The sequence below is a fragment of the Nonomuraea sp. NPDC003727 genome, from assembly GCF_053586935.1.
In genome coordinates this window covers 37417-63445 of sequence record NZ_JBSFNE010000005.1, presented here as the reverse complement: position 1 = coordinate 63445, position 26029 = coordinate 37417, and the positions used below count along the sequence as shown (strand labels likewise).

Below are 26029 nucleotides of genomic sequence, written 5' to 3'. Positions count from 1 at the left end.
TCAACCCTTGATCGCGCCTTCCTCCACGCCTCTGAAGAAGAAGCGCTGGAGTGCCGCGAACACGATGACGATCGGCAGGAAGGAGATCATCGTGCCGGCCGCGATGAGCCGGGGGTTGGCGCTGAATGTGCCGTTGAGGTACTGCAGGCCGACGGTCAGGGTGTAGTTCTCGGGGTCGGTCAGGACGATGAGCGGCCACAGGAAGTCGTCCCACGCGCCGATGAAGGCGAAGATCGTGATGACGCTGAGCATGCCGCGCACGTTCGGCAGGCCGATGTGGCGCAGCCGCTGCCAGGCGGTCGCGCCGTCGATGATGGCCGCCTCGTCCATTTCCGGGGGGATCGACTGGAACGCGGTCCGCATCAGGAGCACGTTGAGCATCCCGATGGCGCCGGGCAGCGCGACGCCGAGAAGGGTGTCGGCCAGGCCGAGGCCGCGCACGGTGACGTACTGGGAGACGATCGTCACCTCGCCGGGCAGCACGAGCGTGGCCAGGAACAGGCCCAGCAGCAGCTTCGCGCCCCGGAAGCGGAGCTTGGCCAGGGCGTACCCGGCGATGGTGGCGCCGACGGCGTTGCCCATCACCACGATGGCGGCCACGATCAGCGAGTTGACGGCGTAGGACCAGACGGGGATCGTGTCGGCGACCTGGGCGTAGTTGTCGAGCGTGGGCTGCTCGGGCAGGAAGCTCGGCGTCTGGGTGTAGATGTCCTCCTGCAGGCTCTTGAGCGAGGTGGACAGCTGCCACAGGAACGGGGAGACGGTGAGCGCCAGCACGAGCAGGAGCAGCGCGTAGCGCAGCACCTTCTCGCCCACGCCGATCGAGTTGAAGCCGCCGCGCCGTGCGGTCTTGGCGTGCGCCGCCACGTCAGGCCGCCTTCCTGTTGAGCCGCAGGAGCAGGAGCATCGGCCCGATGGTGATGAGGAGCAGGACGATGCTGAGCGCGGAGGCGTAGCCGAGGTGGCCGGTGAAGCCACGGCTGTAGAGCTGGATGAGCATGACCACCGACATGTCCCGCCCGCCGGGCCCGCCGGTGCCGTTGGACAGCACGTACAGCTCCGAGAACACGCGTAGCGCGGAGACCGAGACGAGCACGGAGACCAGCAGCATCGTGTTGCGCACGCCGGGCACGGTGACGCTCCAGAACCGGCGCACCGGGCCGGCGCCGTCGACCGCTGCGGCCTCGTGGAGCTCGCGCCTGACGTTCCCGAGGGCCGAGAGATAGATGATCATGTAGTAGCCGAGCCCCTTCCAGACGGTCAGGCTGATCGCGCTGAACAGCAGCAGCCAGCGGTCGGTCAGGAACGGGACCGGCGCGGCGACGACGCCGAGCCACTGCGCGAAGCCGTTCACCAGGCCCCGGTCGTCCAGCACCCAGCCCCAGATCAGCGCCACGACGACGGCCGAGGCGACCACGGGGGTGTAGAAGGCGGTGCGGAAGAACATGATGCCGGGCAGCTTCTTCTCCACCAGGATCGCGATCAGCAGCGGCAGCATGGTGAGCAGCGGCAGGCAGACCAGCATGAACACGATGCTGTTGAGCAGCGCGTCGGCGAGCTGGTCGTCGTCCAGCACCCGTGCGAAGTTCTCCAGGCCGGTGAAGCGCCCGCCGCCCAGCGGCTTGGCGTTGGTGAACGCCAGGACCACCGTGTTGATCGACGGCCAGACGTTGAACACGAACAGCCAGAGCGCGGCGGGTGCCACCAGCAGCCACGGCGTGAACCAGCGGCGATGGGTCATCGGATCAGTTCTTGAGGAGCTCGTTGCACTTGGCCACAGCGGCGTCGAGGGCCTCCTTGGAGGTGGTCTCACCGCTGATCGCGAGCGCGAACTGCTGCCGGATGAACTTGCTCATCGCCTCGGTGACCTCGACCGGCTGGAGCAGCTTGGCCTGCGCGAGCGAGGTGAACGCGATGACCTTGGCGTCGCCGGCGTTGGTGCCGTCGCTCTTGCTGAAGAACGGGTCGCCGGCCGACGCCTTGGTGCTCGGGAAGATGCTCACCAGGTGGGCGAAGGCGGCCTGGTTCTCCGGGCTGGTCACCCAGCGGGCCAGGGCGATCGCCGCGGGCGCGTTCTTGGTCTGCTTGGCGACCGACAGGCCCTGCACGTACAGCGGCGGCGTGCCCATCACCGTCGAGGACACCACCTTGGGCGCCAGCGACGGGTTGTCGGTGGCCAGGCTGGTGATGTAGTTGCCGCCGCCGGTGGTCCAGGCCGCGGTCTTCTCGCTGAAGAGCTTGGCGTTGCCCGCGTAGGTGTCGGTCAGGATGTCGCGCGGCAGCAGGCCCTCCTTGAAGGCGTCGCGGTACTTGTCGAGCACCGCGACGGCCTCCGGCGTGTTGAAGACGAAGCTCTTGCCGTCGTCGGCCATCAGCTTCACGCCGGCGTTGGCCAGGTCGCCGAGCTCGGGCCTGCGGCTCATCAGGTAGACCTTGCCGCCGGACTTCTCCTTGACGGTCCTGGCCTGGGCGACGAGCTCGTCGAAGGTGGTCGGCGGCCGCTTCGGGTCCAGGCCGTACTGGGTCATGAGCTCGGAGTTCCAGTAGTTGACGTCGGTGTTGAGGTACCACGGGTACCCGTACGTGCCCTGGACCCCGGCGTACTTGTAGGCGTCGAGACCGCCGGCGACGTACTCGTCGGCCAGCTTCTGGTCCACCTGGGAGACGTCGAGCAGCATGCCCTGCTTCACCAGCGGGAGCGCGAAGTCCGGCGGCAGGTTGGTCACGTCGGGGAGGGTGCCGCTGGCGGCCTGGCTCAGCACCTTGTCGGCGTAGCCCTCGCCGGGCTGGTCGAGCCACTCGACCTCGACGCCCGGGTACTTCTTCTCGAAGGCGTCGATGACGCCCTGCACGTAATCGGTGAACTTGGGCTTCAGCGCCCACGTCTGCAGGCTGACCTTGCCCTTCACCTCCCCCGTCGCCCCCGCGCTCGGCGCGGCCGCCTCCGGCCCCGCCTCGCCCAGCCCACAGCCCCCGGCTACCATCGTGGCCACGACGGCCAGCCCTGCCCAGTACCTTCGCATGACGCTCTCCTTCGGGGACTAAACCGCTCTAGTTGCGGGACTATCCCCCTGGCTAGACTCCTGTGTCAATAGCTGAGATGAACTCGTGAAGGAGCCAGTCGTGGGCCGTCCGACGATCGCCGACATCGCGAAGCGGGTCGGGGTGTCCAAGGGCGCGGTGTCGTTCGCGCTCAACGGGCGCCCCGGCGTCGGGGAGGCGACCAGGGCCCGCATCCTCCAGGTGGCCAAGGAGATGAACTGGCGTCCGCACAGCGCCGCCAGGGCTCTCGGCGGCGCCAGGGCCGAGGCGGTCGGCCTGGTGATCGCCAGGCCGGCCAGCACGCTGGGCGTGGAGCCGTTCTTCGCCCAGCTCCTGTCCGGCCTGCAGGCGGGGCTGTCGGCGCAGTCCGTGGCGACGCACCTGATGATCGTCGAGGACGTCGCGGCCGAGATGGAGATCTACCGCGACTGGGCCTCCGCGCACCGGGTCGACGGGTTCATCGTGGTCGACCTGAAGGTCAGCGACCCCAGGATCGGCGCGCTCGAGGAGCTCGGCGTGCCCACCGTGGTGCTCGGCGGTCCCGGCCGGCACGGCTCCCTGTCCAGCGTCTGGGCCGACGACAGGGAGGCGATGGTGTCGGTCGTCGAGTACCTGGCCGCGCTCGGCCACCGGCACGTCGCCCACGTCGCCGGCCTGCCCGCCTTCCGGCACACCCAGCGCCGCATCCGCGCGCTGCGCGACTCCACCCGGCGGCTGGAACTGGCCGAGGCGGTGTCGCTGGCGACCGACTTCAGCGACGCCGAGGGCGCGGCGGCGACCAGGGCGCTGCTGTCGCGTTCCCGCAGGCCGTCCGCGATCGTCTACGACAGCGACGTGATGGCCCTGGCGGGCCTGGGCGTGGCCGGCGAGATGGGCGTACGGGTCCCGGACGAGCTGTCGATCGTGGCCTTCGACGACTCGGTGCTGACACGCATCGCGCACCCGGCCATCACCGCGCTCTCGCGCGACACCTTCGCCCTCGGCGGCCAGGTGGCCGAGGTCATGCTGGCGGTGATCGCCGACCCCGAGGCGCGGCAGGACCTCAGGACGCCCACCCCGCGGCTGGTCGTCAGGGGCAGCACGGCGGCGCCAGGGGCTTGGCAGAGCGACTAAATCGGTTTAGGGTCCCGGGGAGATCGACTCACGTTCGGAGGACGCGTGCCCCTGCCCCACCCCATCCGTTTCGGCGCCAACTACGTGCCTTCGGCAGGCTGGTTCCACAGCTGGCTCGAGCCCTCCCCCGACGACATCCGGCGTGACTTCGAGGACCTGGCCGGGATCGGGCTCGACCACGTCCGGGTGTTCCCCATCTGGCCGTGGATCCAGCCGAACCGCACCCTGATCAGGCAGCGCGGCATCGACGACCTGCTGCGGCTGATCGACATCGCCGCCGAGTTCGACCTGTCCGTGGCCGTGGACCTGCTGCAGGGGCACCTGTCCAGCTTCGACTTCCTGCCGTCGTGGGTGCTGACCTGGCACGAGCGCAGCCTCTTCACCGACACCGACGTCCGCGACGGCATCGCCGCCTACGCCGACCGGCTCACCCGCGCCGTGGCCGGCCGTCCCAACGTCTTCGCCGTGACGCTCGGTAACGAGGTCAACAACCTCTACCCGGCCAACCCGACCACCCCGGAGGCGTCCACCCGCTGGGCCGCCGACCTGATCGACGTGGTCCGCGCCGCCGCCCCCCACCTGCTGAGCCTGCACTCCCTCTACGACGCCAGCTGGTACGACCCCGCCCACCCGTTCCATCCCGCCGACAACGTCGACCTCGGCGACCTGACGACGGTCCACTCGTGGGTGTTCAACGGCGTCTCCAGGCTCGACGGCCCGCTCGGCCCCGCCACCGTCACCCACGCCGACTACCTCGTCGAGCTCGCCGCCGCCACCGCGCTCGACCCGGTCCGTCCCGTCTGGCTGCAGGAGGTCGGCGCCCCGCGCCCCGACATCCCCGAGGCCGACGCTCCCGCGTTCGTCCGCGGGATGCTCGAAGCGGTCACGGCCAACCCCGCGCTGTGGGGCGTCACCTGGTGGTGCTCCCACGATCTCGACCGGGCCCTGGCCGACTTCCCCGACCGCGAGTACGACCTCGGCCTGTTCACCGTCGACCACCGTGCCAAGCCGGCGGCCGAGGAACTCGCGGCCTTCATCAAGGAGCAGCGCCGTACCGCCGCCGCGAGGCCCGCGCTGCTGTGCGACGTCGACCTGCGCACCGAGCCTGAGCGCAGGGCCGAGGTCGCGCCGGGCAGCGCCTTCCACCGCGCCTGGGTACGGCTGCGCCAGGCCGGACCGCTGGCCATCGTCACCGCCGGCCGCGCGGCCGACAGCGACCATCTCAACGCTCGGGGGATCACCACCGTCCTGACCCAGCAGTGAGACAAGGAGATCAGATGCGTCGGAGATTATTACCCCTGCTGTGCGGGGTCCTCGCCGCGACCGCCCTGGTCACGCCCCCCGCACAAGCCGACCCCACCCCTGCCCCTTCCGTGTCGGCCGACTCCGCCGAAGCCGGCACCGCGCCGGCCACCCCCACACCGTCCGCGTCCGCCCCCGCCGACGCCGGGCGGGCCGTACGCAAGCGGGCCACCGCCGCGGGCGGCGAGCAGCCGTACGCCTCCTACTGGCACCCGAGCACCATCCTCACTTGGGACCCCGCGACCGACCCCGACGCCCGCTTCAACCGCTCGCGGGTACCGCTGCGGCCCCGCGTCTCCGACCCGGCGCTGAAGGCGAACCCGAACGCCCGCGCCGGCGAGGGCCGCATCGCCTCGCTGGTGTCGTTCGCCCCCACCTCGGGCAACCCCTCCCAGGGCGCCCTCGACCCCAACTACTACGCCTTCACCCACTGGCAGTACGTCGACACCCTGGTGTTCTGGGGCGGCTCAGCCAGTGAGGGGCTGATCCTGGCCCCGAACGCCACCGTGATCGACGCCGCCCACCGCAACGGCGTCAAGGTCTACGGCACCGTCTTCTTCCCGCCCACCGCGTACGGCGGGCAGATCCAGTGGGTCCACGACTTCGTCAAGAAGACCGGCTCCTCCTACCCGGTCGCCGACAAGCTCGTCCAGGTCGCCCAGCACTACGGCTTCGACGGCTGGTTCATCAACCAGGAGACCGCGGGCGGTGACGCCGCCCTGGCGACCGAGCTGCGGTCGCTGATGAAGTACGCCAGAGGCAAGGGCCCGGTCGAGTTCATGTGGTACGACGCCATGACCGAGAGCGGCTCGATCAGCTGGCAGGACGGCCTCACCACGGCCAACGACGCCTTCCTGTCCGACCCCGCCAAGGTGTCCGACTCCATGTTCCTCGACTTCGGCTGGAGCGCGTCCAGGCAGAACTCCTCCCGCGACCTGGCCCGCTCGCTCGGCCGCGACGAGCACGAGCTGTACGCGGGCATCGACACCGAGGCCAACGGCTACAACACCGGCGTGCCCTGGGACGCGGTCTTCCCCGCCGGGCAGCCGCACGTCACCTCGCTCGGCATCTACCGCCCCGAGTGGACGTGGAAGTCGTCGACGGGACCGGCCGACTTCCGGGCCAAGGACTCGCGCTTCTGGGTGGGCGCCAACACCGACCCGTCCGACACCTCCACGTCGTCGGCGTGGAAGGGCCTGGCCCACTACGTCGCCGAGTCGAGCGCCGTCAGCGCGAAGCCGTTCGTGACCGGCTTCAACACCGGGCACGGCGACTTCTACAACGTCGGCGGCGTCCGCGTCCGCGACGGCGGCTGGAACAACCTGTCCGTCCAGGACGTGCCGCCCACCTACCAGTGGATCGTCTCCTCCACCAGCACCAGGCTGACGCCCTCCATCGACTACGGCGACGCCTACGAAGGCGGCTCGTCGCTGCGCCTCACCGGCCGCCTCGACGCCACCAACACGGTGCGGCTCTACCAGACCCGCCTGCCGGTCGCCGCCGACACCAAACTGTCCGTGGTGGTCAAGACCCCCGCCGCGGGTGCCACCAGGCTGAAGGCGGCGATCGCGTTCACCGACGCGCCCACCACCTTCACCACGCTCGACCTCGGCTCGACCAGCGGCACCGGCTGGGAGCGCAGGACGCTCGACCTGTCCGCCCACGCCGGCAAGACGATCGCGCAGCTCGGCCTGCAGGCCGCCGGCACCGCCGACACCTACGACATCAGGGTGGGCCAGCTGGCGGTCTACGACGGTGACGTGGACGCCGTCGCCGCCCCCACCGGCCTGACCGTGCTCGGCGCCACCGACGTGTCGGCCACCCGCAAGTCGCTCCGCCTCTCCTGGACCGGCGCCGGCCAGGCCCACCACTACGACGTCTACCGCCGCAACGGCGACGGCACCCGCACCTACCTGGGCGCCACGCCGAACGACGCCTACTTCGTGCCCCAGCTCGACCGGAGCGGCACCGAGACCACGACGACGATCGAGGTCGAGGCGGTCGGCGCCGAGTACGGCCGGTCGGCCGCCGCCACGACCACGGTCTCCTGGAGCGGCACCCCGCCGACCGACACCAACGTCGCGCTCAACCGCCCCGCCACCGCCTCCGGCCAGTGCAACGCGAACGAAGGCCCGGCCAAGGCCGTCAACGGCAGCGTGAACGGCGGAAACACCGACAAGTGGTGCGCGCTGACCGCCGGCAAGTGGATGGAGGTCGACCTCGGGGCCGCCACGCCGCTCACCCGGTTCGTCGTCAAACACGCCCAGGCCGGCGGGGAGTCGTCGAGCTGGAACACCCGCGACTTCACCATCCAGGTACGCACCGGCACGTCCGACCCGTGGACCACGGTCGCGACCGTCACCGGCAACACCGCCGCGACCACCACCCACCCGGTCACGACCACGGCCCGCTACGTCCGGCTGACCATCACCAAACCCACGCAGACCTCCGACCCGGCCGCCCGCATCTACGAGTTCGAAGCCTGGAGCCCCACCCCCTGACCGAACCGCCCAGCTGAGGCGGGCCCCCACCACCCCGGGCGGCCCGCCTCGCCCCTTGGAGAGCGACCCGGCCCCAGTGTCGCGGGCGGCGTGCCCGCCTCCGCACCGGCCCCGCGCCCCGGCTCACGCCGGTGTACGGCACTCGCGTCCCCGGGCCCGGCCCCGCACCTTCGGAACCCGGCGCCTCGGCCCTGGCGACCGGCGCCCCCGGGGCAGCACGGCAGCCACCGATGAAGGGTGAGCCGGTCGACCGCATCAACCATGTGCGGTCCTACCGCCGCGCCAGGCCGGCGGACCCCACGACCCGTCAGGACCGCCACCACGGCGGCGCCGACTTGTCGCGGCCCGTCAGCAGGAGCACCACGACGTGTCGACGTTGCCCGACATGGCGCACTACTGGAGGAGCAAGACGCACCCTGCCCGCGCCCTGACGCCACGACCGGGATCGTCCGCGTGGACGACATGACGGGCAAGAGGTAAGGGCGTCGCAGGGTCCGCGACCCGCACGAAGCGACCTCCGACGGCGCGACCCGATCCCGTCTACACGTGCACCGTCGTGATCGGGAGCGAGGAGTCGGCAGGCAGCTCCAGCGTCGACGGCGTGATCCCCGCCGACACCAGGTCGGAGCCCAGCGTCGCCACCATCGCCCCGTTGTCGGTGCACAGCCCGGGACGGGGCACGCGCAGCCGTACCCCCGCCTTGTCGCACCGCTCCTGCGCCAGCGCCCGCAGCCGCGAGTTGGCCGCGACGCCGCCGCCGATGAGCAGGTCGTGCACGTCGTACTTCTTGCAGGCCTGCAGCGCCTTGCGCGTCAGCACGTCGACGACCGCCTCCTGGAAGGAGGCCGCCACGTCCGGCACGTGGATCGACTGGCCCGCCGCCTCCTTCGCCTCCACCCAGCGCGCGACCGCGGTCTTGAGCCCGGAGAAGGAGAAGTCGAAGGTGCCGTCGTCGATCTTCCCCCGAGGGAAGGTGATGGCCGCGCCGTCGCCCGCCACCGCCGCCTTGTCGATGTGCGGTCCGCCGGGGAACGGCAGGCCGAGCACGCGGGCGACCTTGTCGAACGCCTCGCCGGCCGCGTCGTCGACGGTGGAGCCGAGCGAGATGACGTCTTCGGCCACGTCGGGCACCAGCAGCAGCGACGAGTGCCCGCCGGAGACGAGCAGCGCGATGCACGGCTTGGGCAGCGGCCCGTGTTCGAGCTGGTCGACGGCGACGTGCGCGGCCAGATGGTTCACGCCGTAGAGCGGCACGCCGAGGCCGAGGGAGTAGGCCTTGGCCGCGGCGACGCCCACCAGCAGCGCTCCGGCCAGCCCGGGGCCGGCGGTGACGGCGATGGCGTCGATGTCGGTGAGCTTCACGCCCGCCGTCGCCAGGGCCGACTCGATGGTGGGCGTCATCGCCTCCAGGTGCGCCCGGGAGGCGACCTCCGGCACGACGCCGCCGAAGCGGGCGTGTTCTTCCATGCTGGAGGCGATGGTGTTGGCCAGCAGCGTGTGGCCTCGGACGATGCCGATGCCGGTCTCGTCGCAGGAGGTCTCGATGCCAAGGACCAGGGGTTCGTCAGCCATCCAGCTTCCTCTTCATCATGATCGCGTCGGTGCCGTCGTCGTAGTAGCGGCGGCGCACGCCGATCTCCTCGAATCCGAACCGTTCGTAGACCGACCTGGCCCGCGGGTTGTCGGCGCGGACCTCCAGGAAGATCTCCTGGGCGGCCCGCCGTCGTGCCTCGTCGAGCAGGTCGGTGAGCATCGCGCTGCCGACGCCCTCGCCCTGGCGTGCGGACCGCACCGCGATCGTCTGCACGTCGGCCTGGTCGGCGGCGACGGCCAGCCCCGCGTAGCCGATGATCTCGCCGCCGTCGACGGCGACGACGTAGTGCCTGGTACGCGGCTGGTCGGCGAGCTCGCCGCGCAGCATGCCCTCGCTCCACGCGTCGAGGGGGAACGTCTCCCGCTCCAGCGCCATGACCGCGGGCAGGTCGGCCTCGGTCATCTGCCTGAGCTTCACGCCGTCACCTTTTTCGGCGGCTTCGGGATCGTCGCGTCGGGCCTGCGCAGGTAGATGGGCCGCGGCTGCTCCAGCGGGACGCCCGCCGCGAGCCGTTCGGCGGCCAGCGCGGCCATGAACCGCCCATAAGGGTACGGCGGAGCGTCCGTCTCGCCGAGAACCTGCGGATAGAGCGCGGCGCCCGCCCCCACGACGGGAACCCCGTCGGCGCGCGGCACGTCGGCGGGGCGGTCGACGAAGGGCCCTGCCACCCGGGTGCGCGCGTCGGTGTAGCGGGCCCAGAAGACCTCCTTGCGCCGCGCGTCGGTGGCCGCGAGGAACTCGGTGGCGAGCCCGCTGCCGTAGGCGACGGCGTCGAGGCTGCAGATGCCGTACGCGGGCGTGCCGAGCGCCGTGGACAGCGCCTGGGCGGTCATCAGGCCCACTCGGAGGCCGGTGTAGGGGCCGGGGCCGGAGCCCGCGACGATCGCGGTGACGTCGTGGAGCGCGGCGCCCGCCTCGTCGAGCACCCGCTCGATCGTGGGAACGAGCAGCTCACCGTGGCGACGAGCGTCGACCACGGTGGATTCGGCGAGCACCCTCGTGCCGTCGTGCAGTGCGGCGGTGACGGCGGGGGTTGCGGTATCGAAGGCCAGGACCAGCACGAATGTTTAGCCTAGTGCGTCCCCGCGAGTGCTGCCCGACGCACGGCCCAGCTCGCCACCGCCGGACCGGCCCGGCACGCCACCCGCCCACCCCCGGCGCCACACCCGACCGGCCCTGTGGCTCACCCGGCCGTGCTCAGTCCCACCCGGTCCTGGCCCGCAGCCAGGCGAGCGCCGCGACGCCCTGCGCGCGCTGGAAGGCCCTGAGCGTCGGCAGCCCCGGCGGGTCGGGCTGGCGGCCCTGCCGTACGAGGTAGCCGGTATGCGCCGCGAGCACCGTGGTCACGGCGGGGTCCGGGTCGTCGAACAGCTCCTGCGGCGGCGGCCCGCCCTGCATGCGCACCGACGGCAGCATGCACACCAGGTCGATCCACGGCGCGCCGACCGACGCCCACGGCCAGTCCACGACGTACACCCGGTCGTCGGTGAGCAGGAGGTTGTCGGCCCTCAGGTCGGCGTGCAGGAGCGAGTCGCCCTCGGCCGCGGCCGCCCAGCCCTCCTCCATCGCGGCCAGCGTGTCCAGGTGGCGCAACGCCCACGGGTCCAGGCCGGTGGTGTCCTCCTTCTGGAGCCTGCGCCAGCCGGTGAAGTTCGTCTCGCGCGTCTCGGCGAAGGTCCGCGCCTCGATCGGCGCCGGGGTGAGCCCGGCCGACAGCTCGCCCACCGCGTCGAGCACCCGCCGCAGCTCGCCGGCGCGCCATGGCATGGCCGGGTGGCGGCCCTCGACGTCCTCGAAGACCAGCGCCACCCAGTCGCCGGTGTCGAATGAGGCCAGCAGCCTGGGCGCGGGCACCCGGTCGGGCAGCGCGCCCGCGATCCTGGCCTCCCAGCGGTAGATGCCGATCGAGTCGGGGTTCGGGGCGGAGCCGCAGGCCTTGACGAAGGCACGCCTGCCGTTGTCGAGGCGCAGCCGTACGGCCGCGGCGGGAGAGAAGCCGCCCGTCTGGGTGACCGCCTCGACCACGCGCCCGCCGAGGAAGCCGGCGACCTGCTCGCGCAGCGCCGCCGGCACCTGCTCCCACGGCACGCGTACGCCCGAGGCTGGGGGATGGGGCTCGTCGCTCATGCCTTCATCGTCCAGAGGCCCGCAACCGGATTTCGTTCAGGCGAGCTTCACCGGAGAGGCGTAGACGATGATGTTGTCCTCGTACTCGTGCCTGGCGTAGTCGAAGTTGCCACCGCAGGTCACCAGGCGCAGCCCCGCCTCGGTGTAGACGCGTTCGGCGGGGAAGCGGTCCTTGTCGACCTGCTCCACCGACTCGACCCTGTACTCGGCGACCTTCCCGTCGCTGCGCGGCACCTTGACGATCTGGCCCTTGCGCAGCTGCCTGAGCTTGTAGAAGACCGCCGGCGCCGTCTTGGTGTCGACGTGCCCGATGATCACGGACGCGCCCTTCTCGCCGGGCACCGCGCTGTGCTTGAACCACCCGGCGACCTTCGGCTTCTCGTACGGCGGCAGCTCCACCTCGCCGCTCTCGGTCAGCCCGAGCTTCATCAGCGGCGCGTCGAGGTCGATGGCGGGAACCTCGATGCTCTCGGGCACGACGGACGCGGGCGTGGCCTCCTGCCGTACCTGGAGGGTCCTGCCGAAGGCGACCAGCACGAGGCCGGTGGCGGCCCCCGCGATGATCACCCGTGACATCCGGGCCACGGCTCAGCCGCGGCGGCGGCGCAGCGCCAGGCCCACGCCTCCGGCCAGCGCCAGCCCGAGCAGCACGCCCGCGGGGCCGAGCGGGATGCCCGACTCGTCCTCGACGTCCTTGGCGAAGGTGCCGCCGCCGCCCGCGCCCGGCGCCTTGGTGGGCACGACGGTCCTGGTGGACGTCGGTTCGTCGGTGGGTTCGGCGGCGACCACGCGCAGCGTGGCCTTGCCGGTGTCGTTGGTGCCGTCGCACTTGACGTTCACCGGGTAGCTGCCGCGCTTGACGGTGGCGGAGACGCGGGCGTCGCCGCGCACCCACGGCACGGGGGCGGGGGTGGCGGTCGTGCTCGGCGCGGCGGACGGCGTGGGCGGCGGCACCGGGTCGAGCGGGACCGCGGCCATGAACGCCTTGGACGTGGCGGTGCCGCTGTGCTCGGGGCCGTCGTTCGGCACGGGGCAGTTGGCCAGGATCCACACCGTGGAGTTGTCACCGGCCGTCACCCGGTCAGGGTTGAGCCGGACGTCGATGTTCTGCCGGGTGGCGGTGGTCGCCGTGGCGGTGGAGGTGGCGGTTGTCGTCGCGGTGCCGGACGGCGTGGCCGTATCCGCCGAAGCCGAGCACCCCGCCACACCTAACATCAGGAACGCCCCCGCGTACGCGACTCGCCTGACCGTGAGCACCGCCGCACCCCACTTCGCCGTTTCATCCAGCATCCACCGGATCAGGACGCTGCACCCCACCTGATACCCAGAAAATCTGGGTGAACCCATGAAGAAATGATCTCAGCCCTGCCCGAGCCTTGGCGAAGATTTGGTGTTAGGCGGGATCAGACGGCGTGTCGGCCCAGCGCCCGCCGACGCCCCGGAGGGTGACGACGCGCGCGTCGTCATCGCCCGACCTGTCGATATGGACTTCGAGCCGCTCGTCGGACAGCCCCTCGACGAGCCCCTCGCCCCACTCCACGATCGTCACCGACTCCTCCAGCGAGGCGTCGAGGTCGAGGTCGTCGACCTCGAGATCGCCGCCGAGCCGGTAGGCGTCGGCGTGGACCAGCGGCGGCCCGTCGGCGAGGGAGGGGTGGACGCGGGCGATGACGAAGGTGGGCGAGGTGATCGGCCCGCGCACCTTGAGACCCTCGGCGATGCCCTGCACCAGCGTGGTCTTGCCGGCGCCGAGCGGCCCCGACAGGACGAGCAGGTCTCCGCCCCGCAACCGGGTCGCCAGCCGCACGCCGAGTGCGCGCATCTCCTCGGCCGTCGCGACGACAGTCACAGCTCCACCCTCTTCACCAGATCGCGCAGGGCGTCGTTGACCACGCTGGGCCGCTCCAGCTGGATGAGGTGGGAGGTCTCCGGCACCTCGGTCAGCTGGGCTCTGGGCAGCGCCGCCGCGATCGCCCTGCTGTGCTCGGGCGGCGTCAGCCAGTCTTTCTCCCCGACCATGATCGCGGTCGGCACGTCGTCGAGGACGCCGAGCGCGGACAGCTTGTCGTGGTTCATCAGCGCCGGGTAGAAGTCGGCGATCACCTCGGTCGGCGTCGAGCGGATCATCGACTCGACGAAGTCGACCAGGGTGGGGCTGACGTTCTTGGAGTCGCCGAACCCGAAGTGGCGCAGCACCAGGAAGGCGATGTCGTTGCCGGCGTGGCGGGTCCTGTCGACCAGCGAGCCGCCCCTGCCGAGCAGCGAGACCGTCGTGGGGGCCACCTTGTGCAGCCCCTTGGCCAGGAGGGCGGGCAGGCCGAGGGTGATCTCGGCCAGCTTGCCCGCGCTGGTGGCGATCAGCGCCGCCGCCTTGATCCGGTCGCCGAACAGCTCGGGGTGGCGGTCGGCGAGCGCCATGATCGTCATGCCGCCCATCGAGTGGCCGACCAGCACGCACGGCCCCGGCGCGAACGTCTCGAGCACCTCGTACAGGTCCTCCCCGAGCCGGTCGATGGTGCTGTCCTGCTTCTCCGTGCGCTGGGACAGGCCGTGGGAACGCTGGTCCCACAGCAGGATCCGGTTGCTGTCGCGCAGGTCGCGGCGCTGGTAGTGCCAGGAGTCGAGGTTGTGGGTGTAGCCGTGGCAGAACACGAGGGTCAGCGGCGCCTCGTCGGGGCCGTCGATCTCGACGTGGAGCGCCACCCCGTCGGAGGTGACGAGCGTGCGCTCCCTGCCCCGCAGCTCGCCGAACGGCTCGTCGGCCTCGGGGTCGGGGCGCAGCCTGATCCGGCCGACGGCGTAGCGCTTGGCGAGCGCGGCGGCCGCCAGGCCGGCGGAGGCGGCGCCGACGACCGCGCCCGCGATGCCGACCTTCTTGCGCGTGGCCGTCGTCATGCGCCCGCTCCCTCGTAGACCCTCGGCACCCTGGCGCCCAGCCTGGTGACGATCTCATGGGTGATCGTGCCGAGGTTGTCGGCCCATTCCTGGCAGGTCGGCTCGCCCGCGTCGCCCGGACCGAACAGGACGACCTCGTCGCCGTCGGACAGCGGGTCGTCACCCATGTCGATCATGAACTGGTCCATGCACACCCGGCCGACGATGGGCCTGCGCCTGCCGCCCGCCATGACCTCGGCCCGCCCGGTGGCGTGGCGCAGGATGCCGTCGGCGTAGCCGAGGGGCACCAGGCCGAGCGTCGACTCGCTCGCCGTGGTGTAGAGGTGGCCGTAGGAGACGCCCGAGCCCTCGGGCACCCGCTTGGCCAGCGCGATCCGCGCCACCAGCGTCATCGCCTGGCGCAGGCCGAAGTCGCCGAGCTCGGGGATGGGGCTCAGGCCGTACATCGCGATGCCCGGCCTGACCATGTCGTAGTGGGTGTGCGGCAGCGACACGATCGCCGCCGAGTTGGCCAGGTGCCTGATGACGTGGGAGCCGCCGACCCCGGCCTGGTCGGCCAGCTTGAGCGCCGTCTCGTAGGCGTCGATCTGCAGGTCGACGGAGGGGTGCCCGGGGATGTCGGAGCAGGCGAAGTGGGACCACAGCCCGACCACCTCGACCGCGCCCTCGGCCCGCAGCCGCGCCGCCGCGGCCAGCAGCCCCGGCCAGGCCGCCAGGGGCGAGCCGCCCCTGGTCATGCCGGTGTCGGCTTCGAGATGGACCTTCGCCGTCACTCCCGTACGGCGCGCCGCCGCGGCGATCTCCTCCAGCCGCCGCTCGTCGGAGGCCGACAGCTCGATGTCGGCCCGCAGCGCCTCGTCGAGCGGCTCGCCGGGCGTGAGGATCCACGACAGCACGGGCACGGTGATGCCCGCCGCGCGCAGCGCCAGGCCCTCCCTGACGTAGGCGGTGCCGAGCCGGCCGGCGCCGCCCTCGACAACGGCCTTCGACACCGGCACCAGACCGTGTCCGTAGGCGTCGGCCTTGACCGCGCCCATCAGCTCCGCCCCGGGCGCCCGCTGCTTGAGGGACTCGACGTTGCGCCTGATGGCGGCCAGGTCGACCCGCGCATGCGCGGGCGTCGCCTCACGGAAGCTCATGCTCCCAGTTTGTCAGCTCCGCCGACCGCCTGAGCGTGATTCGTCTCTCAGAGATCGGATGGCCGCGGGCACGGCGGCGGCCACGTCCGCCGCCGTCAGCGGCGCGCCGCCGGCGGCGATGCGTCCCGCGAGCCCGTGCAGGTAGGCGGCGCACGCCCCCGCGTCGTACGGCGCGAGCCCGGCCGCCAGCAACGCCCCGGCGATCCCCGACAGCACGTCGCCGGTGCCGCCCGTGGCCAGCCACGACGACCCCGTCGTGTTGATCCTGGCCGGTCTGTCCTGCTCGGCGACGACCGTCGTCGAACCCTTGAGCAGCACGGTCACCCCGAGCTCGGCGGCGGCCCTGCGGGCGTGCTCGAGCCTGGCCGCCTCCACCCTGTCGCTCGGCACGCCGATCAGCCGCGACAGCTCGCCGGCGTGCGGGGTGATCAGGACGGGTGCGCTGCGGCGCAGCAGCCCGCGGTCCCTCGACACGATCGTGAGCGCGTCGGCGTCGAGCAGCACCGGCACGTCGCCGGCCAGCACCTCGGCCAGCAGCTCGTGCGCCCAGTCGCCGGTGCCGAGCCCCGGCCCCGCCACCCATGCCTGGACCCGGCCGACGTCGGCGATCGAGGGCCGGTCCAGCTCGGTGACGACCGCCTCGGGCCAGTGCGCGCGCACCTGGAGGACGGGCGGCGCCGTACCGGCGTAGCGGACCATGCCGGCGCCCGCCCGCAGCGCCCCGCCGACGGACAGCACCGCCGCCCCGGTGTAGCGGTCGCTGCCGGCGGCGATGCCGACGACGCCCCTGCGGTACTTGTCGGACTCGGCGCCGGGCCTGGGCAGCAGGCCCTCCACGTCCTCGCCGGTCAGCGCGGCCACGTCGGGGTCGGGCAGGTAGGGGCCGAGCCCGATGTCGATCACCTCCAGCGTGCCCACGCGCGCGGCGCCCGGGTCGACGAGCAGCCCCGTCTTGCAGGCGCCCATCGTCACGGTGACGTGCGCGTCGACGGCGGCGCCCGCGACACGCCCGGTGCTGGAGTCGACGCCGCTCGGCACGTCGACCGCGACCATCAGCGCGTCGAGCGCGTTGGCCGCCGTCACCAGCGACGCGTACGGCTCGCGCAACGCTCCCGAGGCGCCGATGCCCACCAGCCCGTCCATGACGAGATCGGGGGCGCCCACCTCCTCGACGACCCTGCCGCCCGCCGCGAGGAAGGCGGCCAGCCCTTCGGCGTGCGTCTTGGCCCCGGCCAGGATCGCCTCCACCCGCGCGCCCCTGCGGGCCAGCCGCTCGCCCGCGTAGAGGGCGTCGCCGCCGTTGTCGCCGCTGCCGACCAGCAGGAGCACCCGCGAGCCGTACACGCGGCCGAGCAGGGCCGCGCAGACGGAGGCCAGGCCCGCGGCGGCGCGCTGCATCAGCGTGCCCTCGGGGAGCGTGGCCATCAGCGCCAGCTCGGCTGCTCTGATCTGGTCGGCGGTGTAAGCGGTGCGCACGTGTCAGAACCTAACCCTCGGCGATCACGTAGGCCATGGCGATACCCGCGTCGTGGGTGAGTGAGACGTGCCAGCGCTTGACCCCGAGGCCGTAGGCGACGTGCGCGGCCTGGCCGGTGACGTGCAGCTCGGGCTTGCCGTTGTCGCCGGTGCGGACCTCGGCGTCGAGGTGGCTGAGGCCCGGCGGCGCGCCGAGCGCCTTCGCGACGGCCTCCTTGGCGGCGAACCTGGCCGCCAGCGACTGCACGCCGAGCTCCCGCTCCGCGTCGGTGAACAGCCGCGAGCGCAGGCCCGGCGTGCGCGCCATCGTCGCCTCGAAGCGGGCGACGTCGACCACGTCCACCCCGATGCCCAGAATCATTCACCCAGCGTAACCAGCCTCAGAAGCCTCCCCGGTGCCAAGGGCCCCAGATCGCGAACGACAGCCCCTTGACCGACTGGACGTTCACGTAGAGCGTGTGGCCGCCGGGGCCGAACGTGGAGCCCGCGAACTCCGCGCCCGCGTCGCCGGGGACGGGCACGAGCCGGGAGAAGTCGAAGATCTCGCCGCGCCGCGTCAGGCCGCGCAGGTAGTTGTCGCCGCCGCCGTCCTCGCACAGCACGAGCGTGCCCCTCGCGCTGGTCGTGACGTTGTCGGGCAGGTCGAGCACCATCGATCCCGGCGACTCGTAGACGAGCCTGAGCCGCCGGCTCCACGTCTCGTACGCCCACACCTGGCCCCTGCCCTTGCCGAAGCCGGACGGCGGCGTGTCGCCGGAGGCGGTCGGGCCGCCCTGCGTGGAGACGAAGTAGACGACGCCGTGGTGGTGGATCGCGCCCTCCAGGCGGGAGAAGATCGCCGCCCCCTTGTCGCGGCCCTGCCTGCCCACGGCCTGGATCGCCGTGTCGTTGGGGGGCCTGCCGGTGAACGTCGGGTCGGGATCGTCGATGTCCACCCACGTCACGTCGAAGGACGCGCCGCGCGGCTGCCCGGCCGACAGGTCCTTGTTGGGCACGCCGTCGACGGCGAGCATCTGCAGCCGCCCGCCGTCGAGGATCCGTCCCGCACTGAGCGGGTTGCGCGGCGGCAGGTACCGGTAGAACCCCGAGGCGAACCCGAAGTTGTCCTCGGTCAGGTAGACGGCGCCGCTCAGCGGGTCGAAGGCCGCCGACTCGTGCGCGAACCGGCCGGCCGACCTGATCGGCCGCGCGTCGGCCGGGCCGTCGACCGGCACCTCGAAGATGTAGCCGTGCTTCTGCTCCAGCCGCGTGTTGTCCCCGCCGGAGAAGTCGTTGCCCACGTCGGGGCCGTTGACGGTCTCCTCGCAGGTCACCCAGGCGCCCCACGGCATGGGGCCGCCCGAGCAGTTCATCTGCGTGCCGGTGAGGGAGGGCGCGCCGCGTAACACCTCGCCGTACCTGGTCACCTGAAGGGTGGCGGTGCCGCCGCCGGCCGCGGGGTCGTAGGCCCTGGACACGTCGCCGAACGCGCCCACGGGGCCGTTGACCTCGTGGTTGCGCACCAGGATCGTCGTGCCCCTCGGGCCTCTGAAGGCGGCCATCCCGTCGTGCCGCGACGGTGTCACCGAGCCGTCGCTGAACGGCTCGCCCGCCTCGTTGAACGACCGGTACCTGAAGCCTTCCGGCAGGTGCAGCCTGACCTGCCCGTCCCGCTCGTCGGCGACGGGTTTCAGCGGGCCGTACCCGGCCGCCGGGCGGGCGGCGCCGTTGACACCGGCGCTGGCCACTCCGGTGAACGGGCCCGCGACGCCTGCTGCCGCGACTCCTGCGAGGAAACGACGACGTTCCATGCGGTCCTCCCTGGCGATGGTGCCGTCACCGTAAACCGCGCCCGTGGCGGGGCCCTATGTCAGATCTCGCCAATTCCGCCGCGTGAACACCTTCTGTTACCCGGTCCGGCGCCCGCGTAATCCCAGGTGTTCGTCCACAGCCTGTGCACAACGCATCACGACACCCACGAACCGACCAAGCTTCGCCGGTCAATAGGCTTTCAGCGTGAACAACGGCTACGTGGACCTGAGCAGGGAGCAGTGGAGCGAGCTCCGCAAGAACACGCCCTTGACTCTCACCGCAGACGAGCTGGAAGACCTCCGCGGCGTCGACGACCCGATCGATCTCAGCGAGGTCACCGACATCTACCTCCCCCTGACCCGGTTGCTGAACCTCCACTTCACCGGGTCCAAGCAGCGCAGCAGCGTGCTGAGCGCGTTCCTCGGCAACCAGGAGCAGCGCGTGCCGTACATCCTGGGCATCGCGGGAAGCGTCGCGGTCGGCAAGTCGACCACGGCACGGCTGCTCAGGACGCTGCTGGCCCGCTGGCCCGAGCACCCCAAGGTCGCGCTGATCACCACCGACAGCTTCCTCTACCCCAACGAGGTGCTGGAGTCGCGCGGGATCATGCACCGCAAGGGCTTCCCCGAGAGCTACGACCGTCGCGCCCTGGTGCGCTTCGTCGCCGAGGTGAAGGCGGGCTCGGACGAGGCGCACGCCCCCGTGTACTCCCACCTGGAGTACGACATCGTGCCCGGCGTGACCCAGGCCGTGAAGAAGCCCGACATCCTCATCATCGAGGGGCTGAACGTGCTGCAGCCCGCCCCTCCGGCGGCGCTGGCCGTCAACGACTACTTCGACTTCTCCATCTACGTCGACGCCAAGGTCGAGGACATCCGCACCTGGTACGTCCACCGCTTCCACCAGCTGCGCCGTACCGCCTTCGAGGACCCGAAGTCGTACTTCAGGCACATCGCGGAGCTCTCGGAGGATGAGGCCACCACGTTCGCCAAGAACGTGTGGCGCGACATCAACGAGCGCAACCTCGTCGAGAACATCCTGCCCACCCGGGGCCGCGCGGGCCTGGTGCTCAAGAAGGGCCCCGACCACTCCATCACGCGGGTACGGCTGCGCCGTACCTGACGGCCTGCTCCATCACGAAGGCCGCGAACCGGCCCTGACACCCGAGATCGTCGATGTCGGCGAACCAGCAGGGTTCGCCCTCCTCGTGACAACTGTTCCTCATGCCCGGCAGCCTGGCCGAACCCGGTCAACGCCCTATCAACATCCGATGGACGACAATGGGGCGCGTGCTGCATCTGCGACTCATCAGCCCTCCAGGCCGCACCGACGAGGTGCTGGACGCCCTGGAGGGCTGTGTGGGAGTCACCAACATCGCCGTCCTCCCGGGAACCGCCCGCACGCCTCGCGGTGACCTGATCTTCTGTGACGTGGCCCGCGAGGCCGCCAACGAGGTCCTCGACCGGATCGGCTGGCTGGAGCAGGAGGGCTCCATCTCGGTCGAGCAGGTCGACCTGGCGCTCTCCCGCGTCGCCCACCAGGCCAAGGCCGAGGCGCCGGGAGAGGGCGACGACGCCGTGGTGTGGGCGGCCCTGGCCCAGCGGATCGCCGAGGACCTGCGGATCACCTGGGCCTTCCTCGCCTTCATGGTGATCGCCACCATGCTCGCCGGCATCGGTGTCATCACCAACTCCCCCATCCTGATCGTCGGCGCGATGGTCCTCGGCCCCGAGTTCGGCGCGATCGCGGCCATCTGCTTCGGCCTGCTGACCTGGCGCTGGAACCTGGTGGGCAGGGCCCTGGCCACGCTGGCCGTCGGCTTCGGCATCGCGATCGCCATCACCATGGCCTGCGCCCTGGTCGCGCGCGGCCTCGGCTGGATCGACGCGCAGGCCCTCAACACCGGCCACGAGGAAGTCCAGTTCATCGTCAAACCCGACCGCTGGTCGTTCATCGTCGCCCTGCTGGCGGGCGCGGCAGGCGTGCTGTCGGTCACCGCGGGCAAGTCGTCGGCGCTGGTGGGCGTCTTCATCTCCGTCACCACCATCCCGGCGGCCGGCTACGCGGCCGTCGCCGTGGCCCTCGGCAACTGGAGCGAGCTCGGCGGGTCCGCGCTGCAACTCGGCGTCAACATCGCGGGCATGGTGGTCTCCGGCACAGCGGTGCTATACGTCCAGCGCCGCATCTGGCCCCAGGGGATGAGACTCGGTTCGTCCACGGGGACGAGGCCGTCGGAGGGTCTGCCCGGGTAGGGTCCGGATCATGCACATCCTCGCGACCGAGGGGCTGACCGAACGCTTCCCGACGGTGACCGCGCTGGACCAGTTGTCCATCACGGTCGGAGCCGGCGTCACGGGCCTGGTGGGCGCCAACGGGGCGGGCAAGTCGACGCTGATCAAGATCCTGCTCGGCCTGCTGCCGCCCACGGCCGGCCGCGCGGAGGTCCTGGGCCTGGACGTGGTCACCCAGGGCCCGCGCATCCGCTCACTCGTCGGCTACATGCCCGAGCACGACTGCCTGCCGCCCGACGTGTCCGCCACCGAGCTGGTCGTCCACCTCGCGCAGATCTCCGGGCTCCCGCGCACCGCCGCCCGCGAGCGCGCCGCCGACGTGCTGCGCCACGTCGGTCTGTACGAGGAGCGCTACCGCGCCATCGGCGGCTACTCCACCGGCATGAAGCAGCGCGTCAAGCTCGCCCAGGCGCTCGTCCACGACCCCAAGGTGGTGTTCCTGGACGAGCCGACCAACGGGCTCGACCCGCGGGGCCGCGACGAGATGCTCACGCTGATCAGGCGGATCGGCACCGAGTTCGGCATCAGCGTCCTGGTCACCTCCCACCTGCTCGGCGAGCTCGAACGTGTCTGCGACCACGTCATCGTCATCGACGGCGGGCGGCTGCTGCGCTCCAGCGCCATCACCGACTTCACCCAGGCCACCCAGACCCTCACCGTCGAGGTCGAGGAGGGCGCCGAGCCGCTGGCGGCCAGGCTGGCCGAGCTCGGCCACTCCGCCGCCCCGCACGGCCGCGGCCTGCTGGTCGACGTCAGCGGCCCCGAGACCTACGACGCCGTCCGCGACGCGGTGTGCGAGCTCGACCTGTGCCTCATCCGGCTCGAACAGGGCAGGCAGCGAATCGAGGACGTGTTCCGTGTCTGAGATCTACGACATCGGCTACCGCCACTACGACGGCGTACGGCTCGGCCGGGCCCACGCCGTACGCGCGCTGATCGTCCAGAACCTGCGCAGCCTCTTCGGGCTCGGGCGCAGGGCGCGCAGCAAGCTCATGCCGTTCCTGCTGGCCGGAGCCATGATGGTGCTGCCGGTGGTCTCCATCGCGCTGATGGCGCTGACCGGCCGCGTCGACATCGGCTACACCAACTACGCCATCATGATGCAGCCGGTCATCGCCATCTTCCTGGCCGCGCAGTCGCCCACGATCACCGCGCCCGACCTGCGGTACAAGGTGCTGCCGCTGTACCTGTCGCGGCCCATCTCCTCCTCCGACTACGTCGCGGCCAAGGTGGCGGCGATGACCGCCGCGGTGTTCGCGCTGGTCGCCGTCCCGCTGACGGTGATGTTCGCCGGCGAGCTGCTCGTCGACCCGCCGGGGCCGCCGCACACCAAGGAGTACATCGGGGCCGTGGTCACGGCGCTGCTGCTGGCGCTGCTGCTGTCCACGTTCGGCCTGGCGCTCGCCTCCTTCACGCCGCGCCGCGGCCTGGGCGTCGCCTCCGTCATCGCGGTGTACCTGCTGGCCGCGGCCGTGCAGGGCGCGCTCTTCGCGGCCTTCGAGGGGCTGGGCCGTACCAGCCTGGCCGAGCTGTCGTGGCTGATCAACCCGTTCTTCCTCGTCGACGCGGTGCAGTCGTGGCTGTTCGGCACCACGCCCGCCAACGGCTACACCTACCCGCCCGGCGCCCTGGCCGCCCTCGTGGTCGTCGCGCTCATCGCGCTGAGCCTGGCGGCGTTCATCCTCCGCTACCGGAAGGCGGCCTCCCGGTGAAGATCGAGCTCGCCCAGGTCTCGCGTTGGTACGGCAACGTGGTGGCCGTCAACGACGTCACCATGACCATCGGCCCCGGCGTCACGGGCCTGCTCGGTCCGAACGGCGCGGGCAAGTCCACGCTCCTGCACATGATGGCCGGCTTCCTGGCGCCGTCGAGCGGCACGGTGACCGTCGACGGCGCCACCACCTGGAAGAACCACCACATCTACCGCCACATCGGCCTGGTGCCCGAGCGTGAGGGGATCTACGGCTTCCTCACCGGCTGGCAGTTCGTGCTGTCGGCGGCCAAGCTGCACGGGCTGCCCTCGCCCGAGGACGCCGCCACCAAGGCCCTGGCCATGGTCGAGATGGAGGCGGCCAAGGACCGCCGCGTCGAGACCTACTCCAAGGGCATGAAGCAGCGCGTCAAGGTCGCCGCCGCCCTCGTCCACCAGCCGCAGGTGCTGCTGCTCGACGAGCCGTTCAACGGCATGGACCCGCGCCAGCGCCTCCAGCTGATGGACCTCATCACCGCCATGGGCACCGAGGGCCGGACGATCCTGTTCAGCTCGCACATCCTGGAGGAGGTCGAGCGGGTCGCCCAGCACATCGAGGTCGTCGTCGCCGGACGGCACGCCGCCTCGGGAGACTTCCGCCAGATCCGCCGCCTGATGACCGACCGGCCGCACCTGTTCAGGATCCGCTCGAGCGACGACAGGAAGCTGGCCGCCGCGCTCATCGCGGACAGGTCGGCGGCGGGCGTGACGCTCACCCCCAACGGCCTCGAGGTGCAGGCGGCCGAGTTCCGCCGCTTCACCTGGCTGCTGCCGCGCGTCGCCCAGCACGAGGGCGTCCACCTCCACCAGGTCTCCCCCGCCGACGAGGACCTGGAGAGCGTCTTCGCCTACCTGATCACAAGGAGTTCCTAGTGAACGGCGTCGTAGCGGGCATCACCTACCGCGCGGTCCTCGGCCGCCGCCGCATCCTGCTGCTCGTCCTGCTTCCCCTGGCCCTGGTCGGCATGGCGCTGCTGCTGCGGATGGTCGGCAGCGCGGACGAGCGGTCGGCGGTCGCGCTCATGCAGAGCTTCGCCATCGGGACCATGCTGCCGCTGCTCGGCCTGATCGCCGGCACCGGCGTGATCGCGCCGGAGATCGACGACGGCACCGTCCTGCACCTGCTGTCCAAGCCGATCTCGCGGCCCGTCATCATCCAGACCAAGTTCGCCGTGGCCGCCTCGCTGCTGGCCCTGTTCGCCGCGGTGCCCACCTTCGTGTCGGCCTGGCTGCTGGTGGGCACCGAGTCGGGGGTCGCCGGCGGCTTCACGGTGGGAGCGCTGTGCGGCGGCATCGCCTACGCGGCGGTGTTCCTGCTGCTCGGAGTCATCACCAAGCACGCCGTCACCATCGGGATCATCTACGCGCTGGTGTGGGAGGGCCTGATCGGCAACCTGGTGTCAGGGGTCAGGCAGTTCTCGGTCCAGCAGTGGGCCAAGTCGATCGCCGACCAGATCAGCTCCTCGCCGTTCCTGACGGCGGACGTGAAACCCGGCTTCGCCATCCCGGCGCTGATCGTGGTGACGGTCGCCGCGGTCGTGTGGGCGGGCCAGCGGCTGCGCTCCTTCTCCCTGACCGGCGACGAGTAGGAGACCGTCCGGCAACACCAAGGGGGGTACGGCACGCGCGTGCCGTACCCCCCTTGGGAGAAACGCCGTCAGACGCAGGCGCTGCGGACCACGTCGGCCAGCCGGCCCGCGACCCTGCTGGCCTGCTCCTCCGACGAGGCCTCGACCATCACCCTGATCATCGGCTCGGTGCCGCTCGGCCTGATGAGGACGCGCCCCGTCTCGCCGAGCTCCGCCTCGGCCGCCGCCACCGCCTCCGACAGCTCCGGCGAGGCCGCCTTGCTCCTGTCGACGTCCTTGACGTTGATCAGGATCTGCGGCAGCGCGGTCATCACCGCGGCGAGGTCACGCAGCGACCTGCCCGACCTGGCCACCACCGACAGCAGGTGCAGCGAGGTCAGCAGGCCGTCGCCGGTCGTCGCGTGGTCGAGCAGGATCACGTGACCCGACTGCTCGCCGCCGAGGGTGTAGCCGTCGGCCTTCATCGCCTCCAGCACGTAGCGGTCGCCGACCGCGGTCTGGACGACCTCGATGCCCGCCTCGCGCATGGCGAGCTTGAAACCCAGGTTGGACATCACGGTCGCGACGACGGTGTTGCGCGCCAGCCGGTTCTCCTCGTGCATCGCCAGCGCCAGGATCGCCATGATCTGGTCGCCGTCGACCACCGCGCCCGTGTGGTCGACCGCCAGGCAGCGGTCGGCGTCGCCGTCGTAGGCGATGCCGAGGTCGGCGCCGCGCGAGACGACGACCTGCTGCAGCTTGTCGAGGTGGGTCGAGCCGCAGCCCGCGTTGATGTTCAGCCCGTCGGGACGGGCGCCGATCGCCTCCACCTGGGCGCCGGCCCGCAGCAGCGCCTCGGGCGCCACCACGCTGGCCGCGCCGTTGGCGCAGTCGACGACGATGTTGAGCCCGTCGAGCCGCCCGCCGAGCGTGTCGAGCAGGTGGGAGATGTAGCGGTCGGCCTCGCCGTACGCCTCGCGCACCCGGCCGACGCCCGCGCCCACCGGGCGGTCCCAGCGCTCGCCCAGCCGCCGCTCGATCTCGTCCTCGACCGTGTCGGACAGCTTGAAGCCGCCGCGGGCCAGGAACTTGATGCCGTTGTCGGGGGCCGGATTGTGCGAGGCCGACAGCATGACGCCGAGGTCGGCGCCGAGCGCGGCCGTGAGATGAGCGACGGCGGGAGTGGGCAGGACGCCGAGACGCAGCACGTCCACCCCTGACGACGCGAGGCCGGCGACCACCGCGGCCTCCAGGAACTCACCTGAGGCGCGGGGGTCCCGGCCGACGACCGCCACCGGCCGCTTGTGGCCGGTGGCGGTGAAAGCGCCTGCATCGCCGAGAACGTGAGCCGCCGCGACCGAAAGGTCCATGGCGAGCTCGGCCGTGAGGTCGCGACCCGCGACCCCACGTATCCCGTCGGTGCCGAAAAGGCGCCCCAAC

Annotated in this window: 26 protein-coding genes; 9 read left to right on the top strand and 17 right to left on the bottom strand. The window is 71.6% G+C overall.

Annotated elements, in window-relative coordinates; translation table 11 throughout:
* Genes ACWDLG_RS14535 through ACWDLG_RS14525 form a run of 3 tightly spaced genes read right to left on the bottom strand, consistent with a single transcriptional unit; the run spans window position 1 to window position 3023 of the window.
* On the bottom strand, window positions 1–867 hold the full coding sequence (locus ACWDLG_RS14535) for a carbohydrate ABC transporter permease (RefSeq protein ID WP_449919837.1): 867 nt from the start codon (window positions 865–867) through the stop codon (window positions 1–3).
* A gap of 1 nt (window position 868) precedes the next feature.
* Window positions 869–1741: a carbohydrate ABC transporter permease gene (locus ACWDLG_RS14530; RefSeq protein WP_354906415.1), complete on the bottom strand. Its 873-nt coding sequence runs from the start codon at window positions 1739–1741 to the stop codon at window positions 869–871.
* A gap of 4 nt (window positions 1742–1745) precedes the next feature.
* The gene (locus ACWDLG_RS14525) at window positions 1746–3023 is read right to left on the bottom strand and encodes an ABC transporter substrate-binding protein (protein WP_449919835.1); all 1278 of its coding nucleotides are present in this window, start codon (window positions 3021–3023) and stop codon (window positions 1746–1748) included.
* Window positions 3024–3123: 100 nt separating this feature from the next.
* Here ACWDLG_RS14525 and ACWDLG_RS14520 point away from each other — a divergent pair, with 100 nt between their 5' ends.
* The 3 genes from ACWDLG_RS14520 to ACWDLG_RS14510 are packed head-to-tail and all read left to right on the top strand — an operon-like array spanning window position 3124 to window position 7958.
* On the top strand, window positions 3124–4155 hold the full coding sequence (locus ACWDLG_RS14520) for a LacI family DNA-binding transcriptional regulator (RefSeq protein WP_449919833.1): 1032 nt from the start codon (window positions 3124–3126) through the stop codon (window positions 4153–4155).
* Between the two features lie 45 nt (window positions 4156–4200).
* Window positions 4201–5418 (top strand): glycoside hydrolase 5 family protein, encoded by a 1218-nt coding sequence (locus ACWDLG_RS14515; RefSeq protein ID WP_449919830.1) that lies wholly within the window; start codon window positions 4201–4203, stop codon window positions 5416–5418.
* Window positions 5419–5432: 14 nt separating this feature from the next.
* Entirely contained in the window at window positions 5433–7958 is a 2526-nt protein-coding gene (locus ACWDLG_RS14510; protein ID WP_449919828.1) for an endo-beta-N-acetylglucosaminidase, read from the top strand.
* 540 nt (window positions 7959–8498) lie between these two features.
* On the opposite strand, the gene tsaD is transcribed toward ACWDLG_RS14510, so the two are convergent.
* From tsaD to ACWDLG_RS14450, 12 genes are all read right to left on the bottom strand, one after another.
* Window positions 8499–9530, bottom strand: coding sequence for a tRNA (adenosine(37)-N6)-threonylcarbamoyltransferase complex transferase subunit TsaD (tsaD, locus tag ACWDLG_RS14505; RefSeq protein WP_449919825.1), 1032 nt, complete (start codon window positions 9528–9530; stop codon window positions 8499–8501).
* Window positions 9523–9954, bottom strand: coding sequence for a ribosomal protein S18-alanine N-acetyltransferase (gene rimI, locus ACWDLG_RS14500; RefSeq protein ID WP_354906503.1), 432 nt, complete (start codon window positions 9952–9954; stop codon window positions 9523–9525). The genes tsaD and rimI overlap by 8 nt, the downstream gene beginning before the upstream one ends.
* Before the next feature lie 11 nt (window positions 9955–9965).
* The gene (gene tsaB / locus ACWDLG_RS14495) at window positions 9966–10613 is read right to left on the bottom strand and encodes a tRNA (adenosine(37)-N6)-threonylcarbamoyltransferase complex dimerization subunit type 1 TsaB (protein ID WP_449919822.1); all 648 of its coding nucleotides are present in this window, start codon (window positions 10611–10613) and stop codon (window positions 9966–9968) included.
* A 136-nt stretch (window positions 10614–10749) separates the two neighbouring features.
* The gene (locus ACWDLG_RS14490) at window positions 10750–11679 is read right to left on the bottom strand and encodes an aminoglycoside phosphotransferase family protein (RefSeq protein ID WP_449919819.1); all 930 of its coding nucleotides are present in this window, start codon (window positions 11677–11679) and stop codon (window positions 10750–10752) included.
* Between the two features lie 36 nt (window positions 11680–11715).
* Complete coding sequence (locus tag ACWDLG_RS14485) at window positions 11716–12255, bottom strand: class F sortase (protein ID WP_354906428.1); 540 nt, start codon at window positions 12253–12255, stop codon at window positions 11716–11718.
* A gap of 12 nt (window positions 12256–12267) precedes the next feature.
* Window positions 12268–12969: a hypothetical protein gene (locus tag ACWDLG_RS14480; RefSeq protein WP_449919816.1), complete on the bottom strand. Its 702-nt coding sequence runs from the start codon at window positions 12967–12969 to the stop codon at window positions 12268–12270.
* A gap of 103 nt (window positions 12970–13072) precedes the next feature.
* Window positions 13073–13528 carry a tRNA (adenosine(37)-N6)-threonylcarbamoyltransferase complex ATPase subunit type 1 TsaE gene (gene tsaE, locus ACWDLG_RS14475; protein WP_449919815.1) on the bottom strand — a complete coding sequence of 152 codons (456 nt, stop codon included), beginning with the start codon at window positions 13526–13528 and terminating at the stop codon, window positions 13073–13075.
* Window positions 13525–14574 (bottom strand): alpha/beta fold hydrolase, encoded by a 1050-nt coding sequence (locus tag ACWDLG_RS14470; RefSeq protein ID WP_449919812.1) that lies wholly within the window; start codon window positions 14572–14574, stop codon window positions 13525–13527. Before ACWDLG_RS14470 ends, tsaE begins: the two co-directional genes overlap by 4 nt.
* Window positions 14571–15713 carry an alanine racemase gene (gene alr, locus ACWDLG_RS14465; protein ID WP_449919810.1) on the bottom strand — a complete coding sequence of 381 codons (1143 nt, stop codon included), beginning with the start codon at window positions 15711–15713 and terminating at the stop codon, window positions 14571–14573. Before alr ends, ACWDLG_RS14470 begins: the two co-directional genes overlap by 4 nt.
* A 12-nt stretch (window positions 15714–15725) precedes the next feature.
* Window positions 15726–17189, bottom strand: coding sequence for an NAD(P)H-hydrate dehydratase (locus ACWDLG_RS14460; RefSeq protein WP_449919808.1), 1464 nt, complete (start codon window positions 17187–17189; stop codon window positions 15726–15728).
* A 10-nt stretch (window positions 17190–17199) separates the two neighbouring features.
* Complete coding sequence (locus ACWDLG_RS14455; protein ID WP_449919807.1) at window positions 17200–17550, bottom strand: holo-ACP synthase; 351 nt, start codon at window positions 17548–17550, stop codon at window positions 17200–17202.
* A gap of 19 nt (window positions 17551–17569) precedes the next feature.
* A complete protein-coding gene (locus tag ACWDLG_RS14450; RefSeq protein WP_449919805.1) occupies window positions 17570–18979 on the bottom strand; it encodes an alkaline phosphatase PhoX in 1410 nt (469 codons plus the stop codon).
* A 220-nt stretch (window positions 18980–19199) separates the two neighbouring features.
* Here ACWDLG_RS14450 and coaA point away from each other — a divergent pair, with 220 nt between their 5' ends.
* Window positions 19200–20102, top strand: coding sequence for a type I pantothenate kinase (coaA, locus tag ACWDLG_RS14445; RefSeq protein ID WP_449920562.1), 903 nt, complete (start codon window positions 19200–19202; stop codon window positions 20100–20102).
* Here the strand turns inward: coaA and ACWDLG_RS14440 are convergent.
* Entirely contained in the window at window positions 20074–20205 is a 132-nt protein-coding gene (locus ACWDLG_RS14440; RefSeq protein WP_354906437.1) for a hypothetical protein, read from the bottom strand. The two genes, coaA and ACWDLG_RS14440, sit on opposite strands and share 29 nt — an antisense overlap.
* 64 nt (window positions 20206–20269) lie before the next feature.
* Here ACWDLG_RS14440 and ACWDLG_RS14435 point away from each other — a divergent pair, with 64 nt between their 5' ends.
* From ACWDLG_RS14435 to ACWDLG_RS14415, 5 genes are read left to right on the top strand one after another with little or no spacing between them, the layout of a single operon-like run.
* A complete protein-coding gene (locus tag ACWDLG_RS14435) occupies window positions 20270–21232 on the top strand; it encodes a DUF389 domain-containing protein (protein WP_449919802.1) in 963 nt (320 codons plus the stop codon).
* Between the two features lie 10 nt (window positions 21233–21242).
* Complete coding sequence (locus ACWDLG_RS14430; protein WP_449919798.1) at window positions 21243–22136, top strand: ABC transporter ATP-binding protein; 894 nt, start codon at window positions 21243–21245, stop codon at window positions 22134–22136.
* Window positions 22129–22983 (top strand): ABC transporter permease subunit, encoded by an 855-nt coding sequence (locus ACWDLG_RS14425; protein ID WP_354906442.1) that lies wholly within the window; start codon window positions 22129–22131, stop codon window positions 22981–22983. The genes ACWDLG_RS14430 and ACWDLG_RS14425 overlap by 8 nt, the downstream gene beginning before the upstream one ends.
* Complete coding sequence (locus ACWDLG_RS14420; protein WP_354906443.1) at window positions 22980–23894, top strand: ABC transporter ATP-binding protein; 915 nt, start codon at window positions 22980–22982, stop codon at window positions 23892–23894. Before ACWDLG_RS14425 ends, ACWDLG_RS14420 begins: the two co-directional genes overlap by 4 nt.
* Window positions 23894–24610, top strand: coding sequence for an ABC transporter permease subunit (locus tag ACWDLG_RS14415; protein ID WP_449919793.1), 717 nt, complete (start codon window positions 23894–23896; stop codon window positions 24608–24610). Before ACWDLG_RS14420 ends, ACWDLG_RS14415 begins: the two co-directional genes overlap by 1 nt.
* Window positions 24611–24678: 68 nt before the next feature.
* Here the strand turns inward: ACWDLG_RS14415 and glmM are convergent, their stop codons facing one another.
* The gene (glmM, locus tag ACWDLG_RS14410; RefSeq protein ID WP_449919791.1) at window positions 24679–26028 is read right to left on the bottom strand and encodes a phosphoglucosamine mutase; all 1350 of its coding nucleotides are present in this window, start codon (window positions 26026–26028) and stop codon (window positions 24679–24681) included.
* Window position 26029 lies beyond the last annotated feature (1 nt).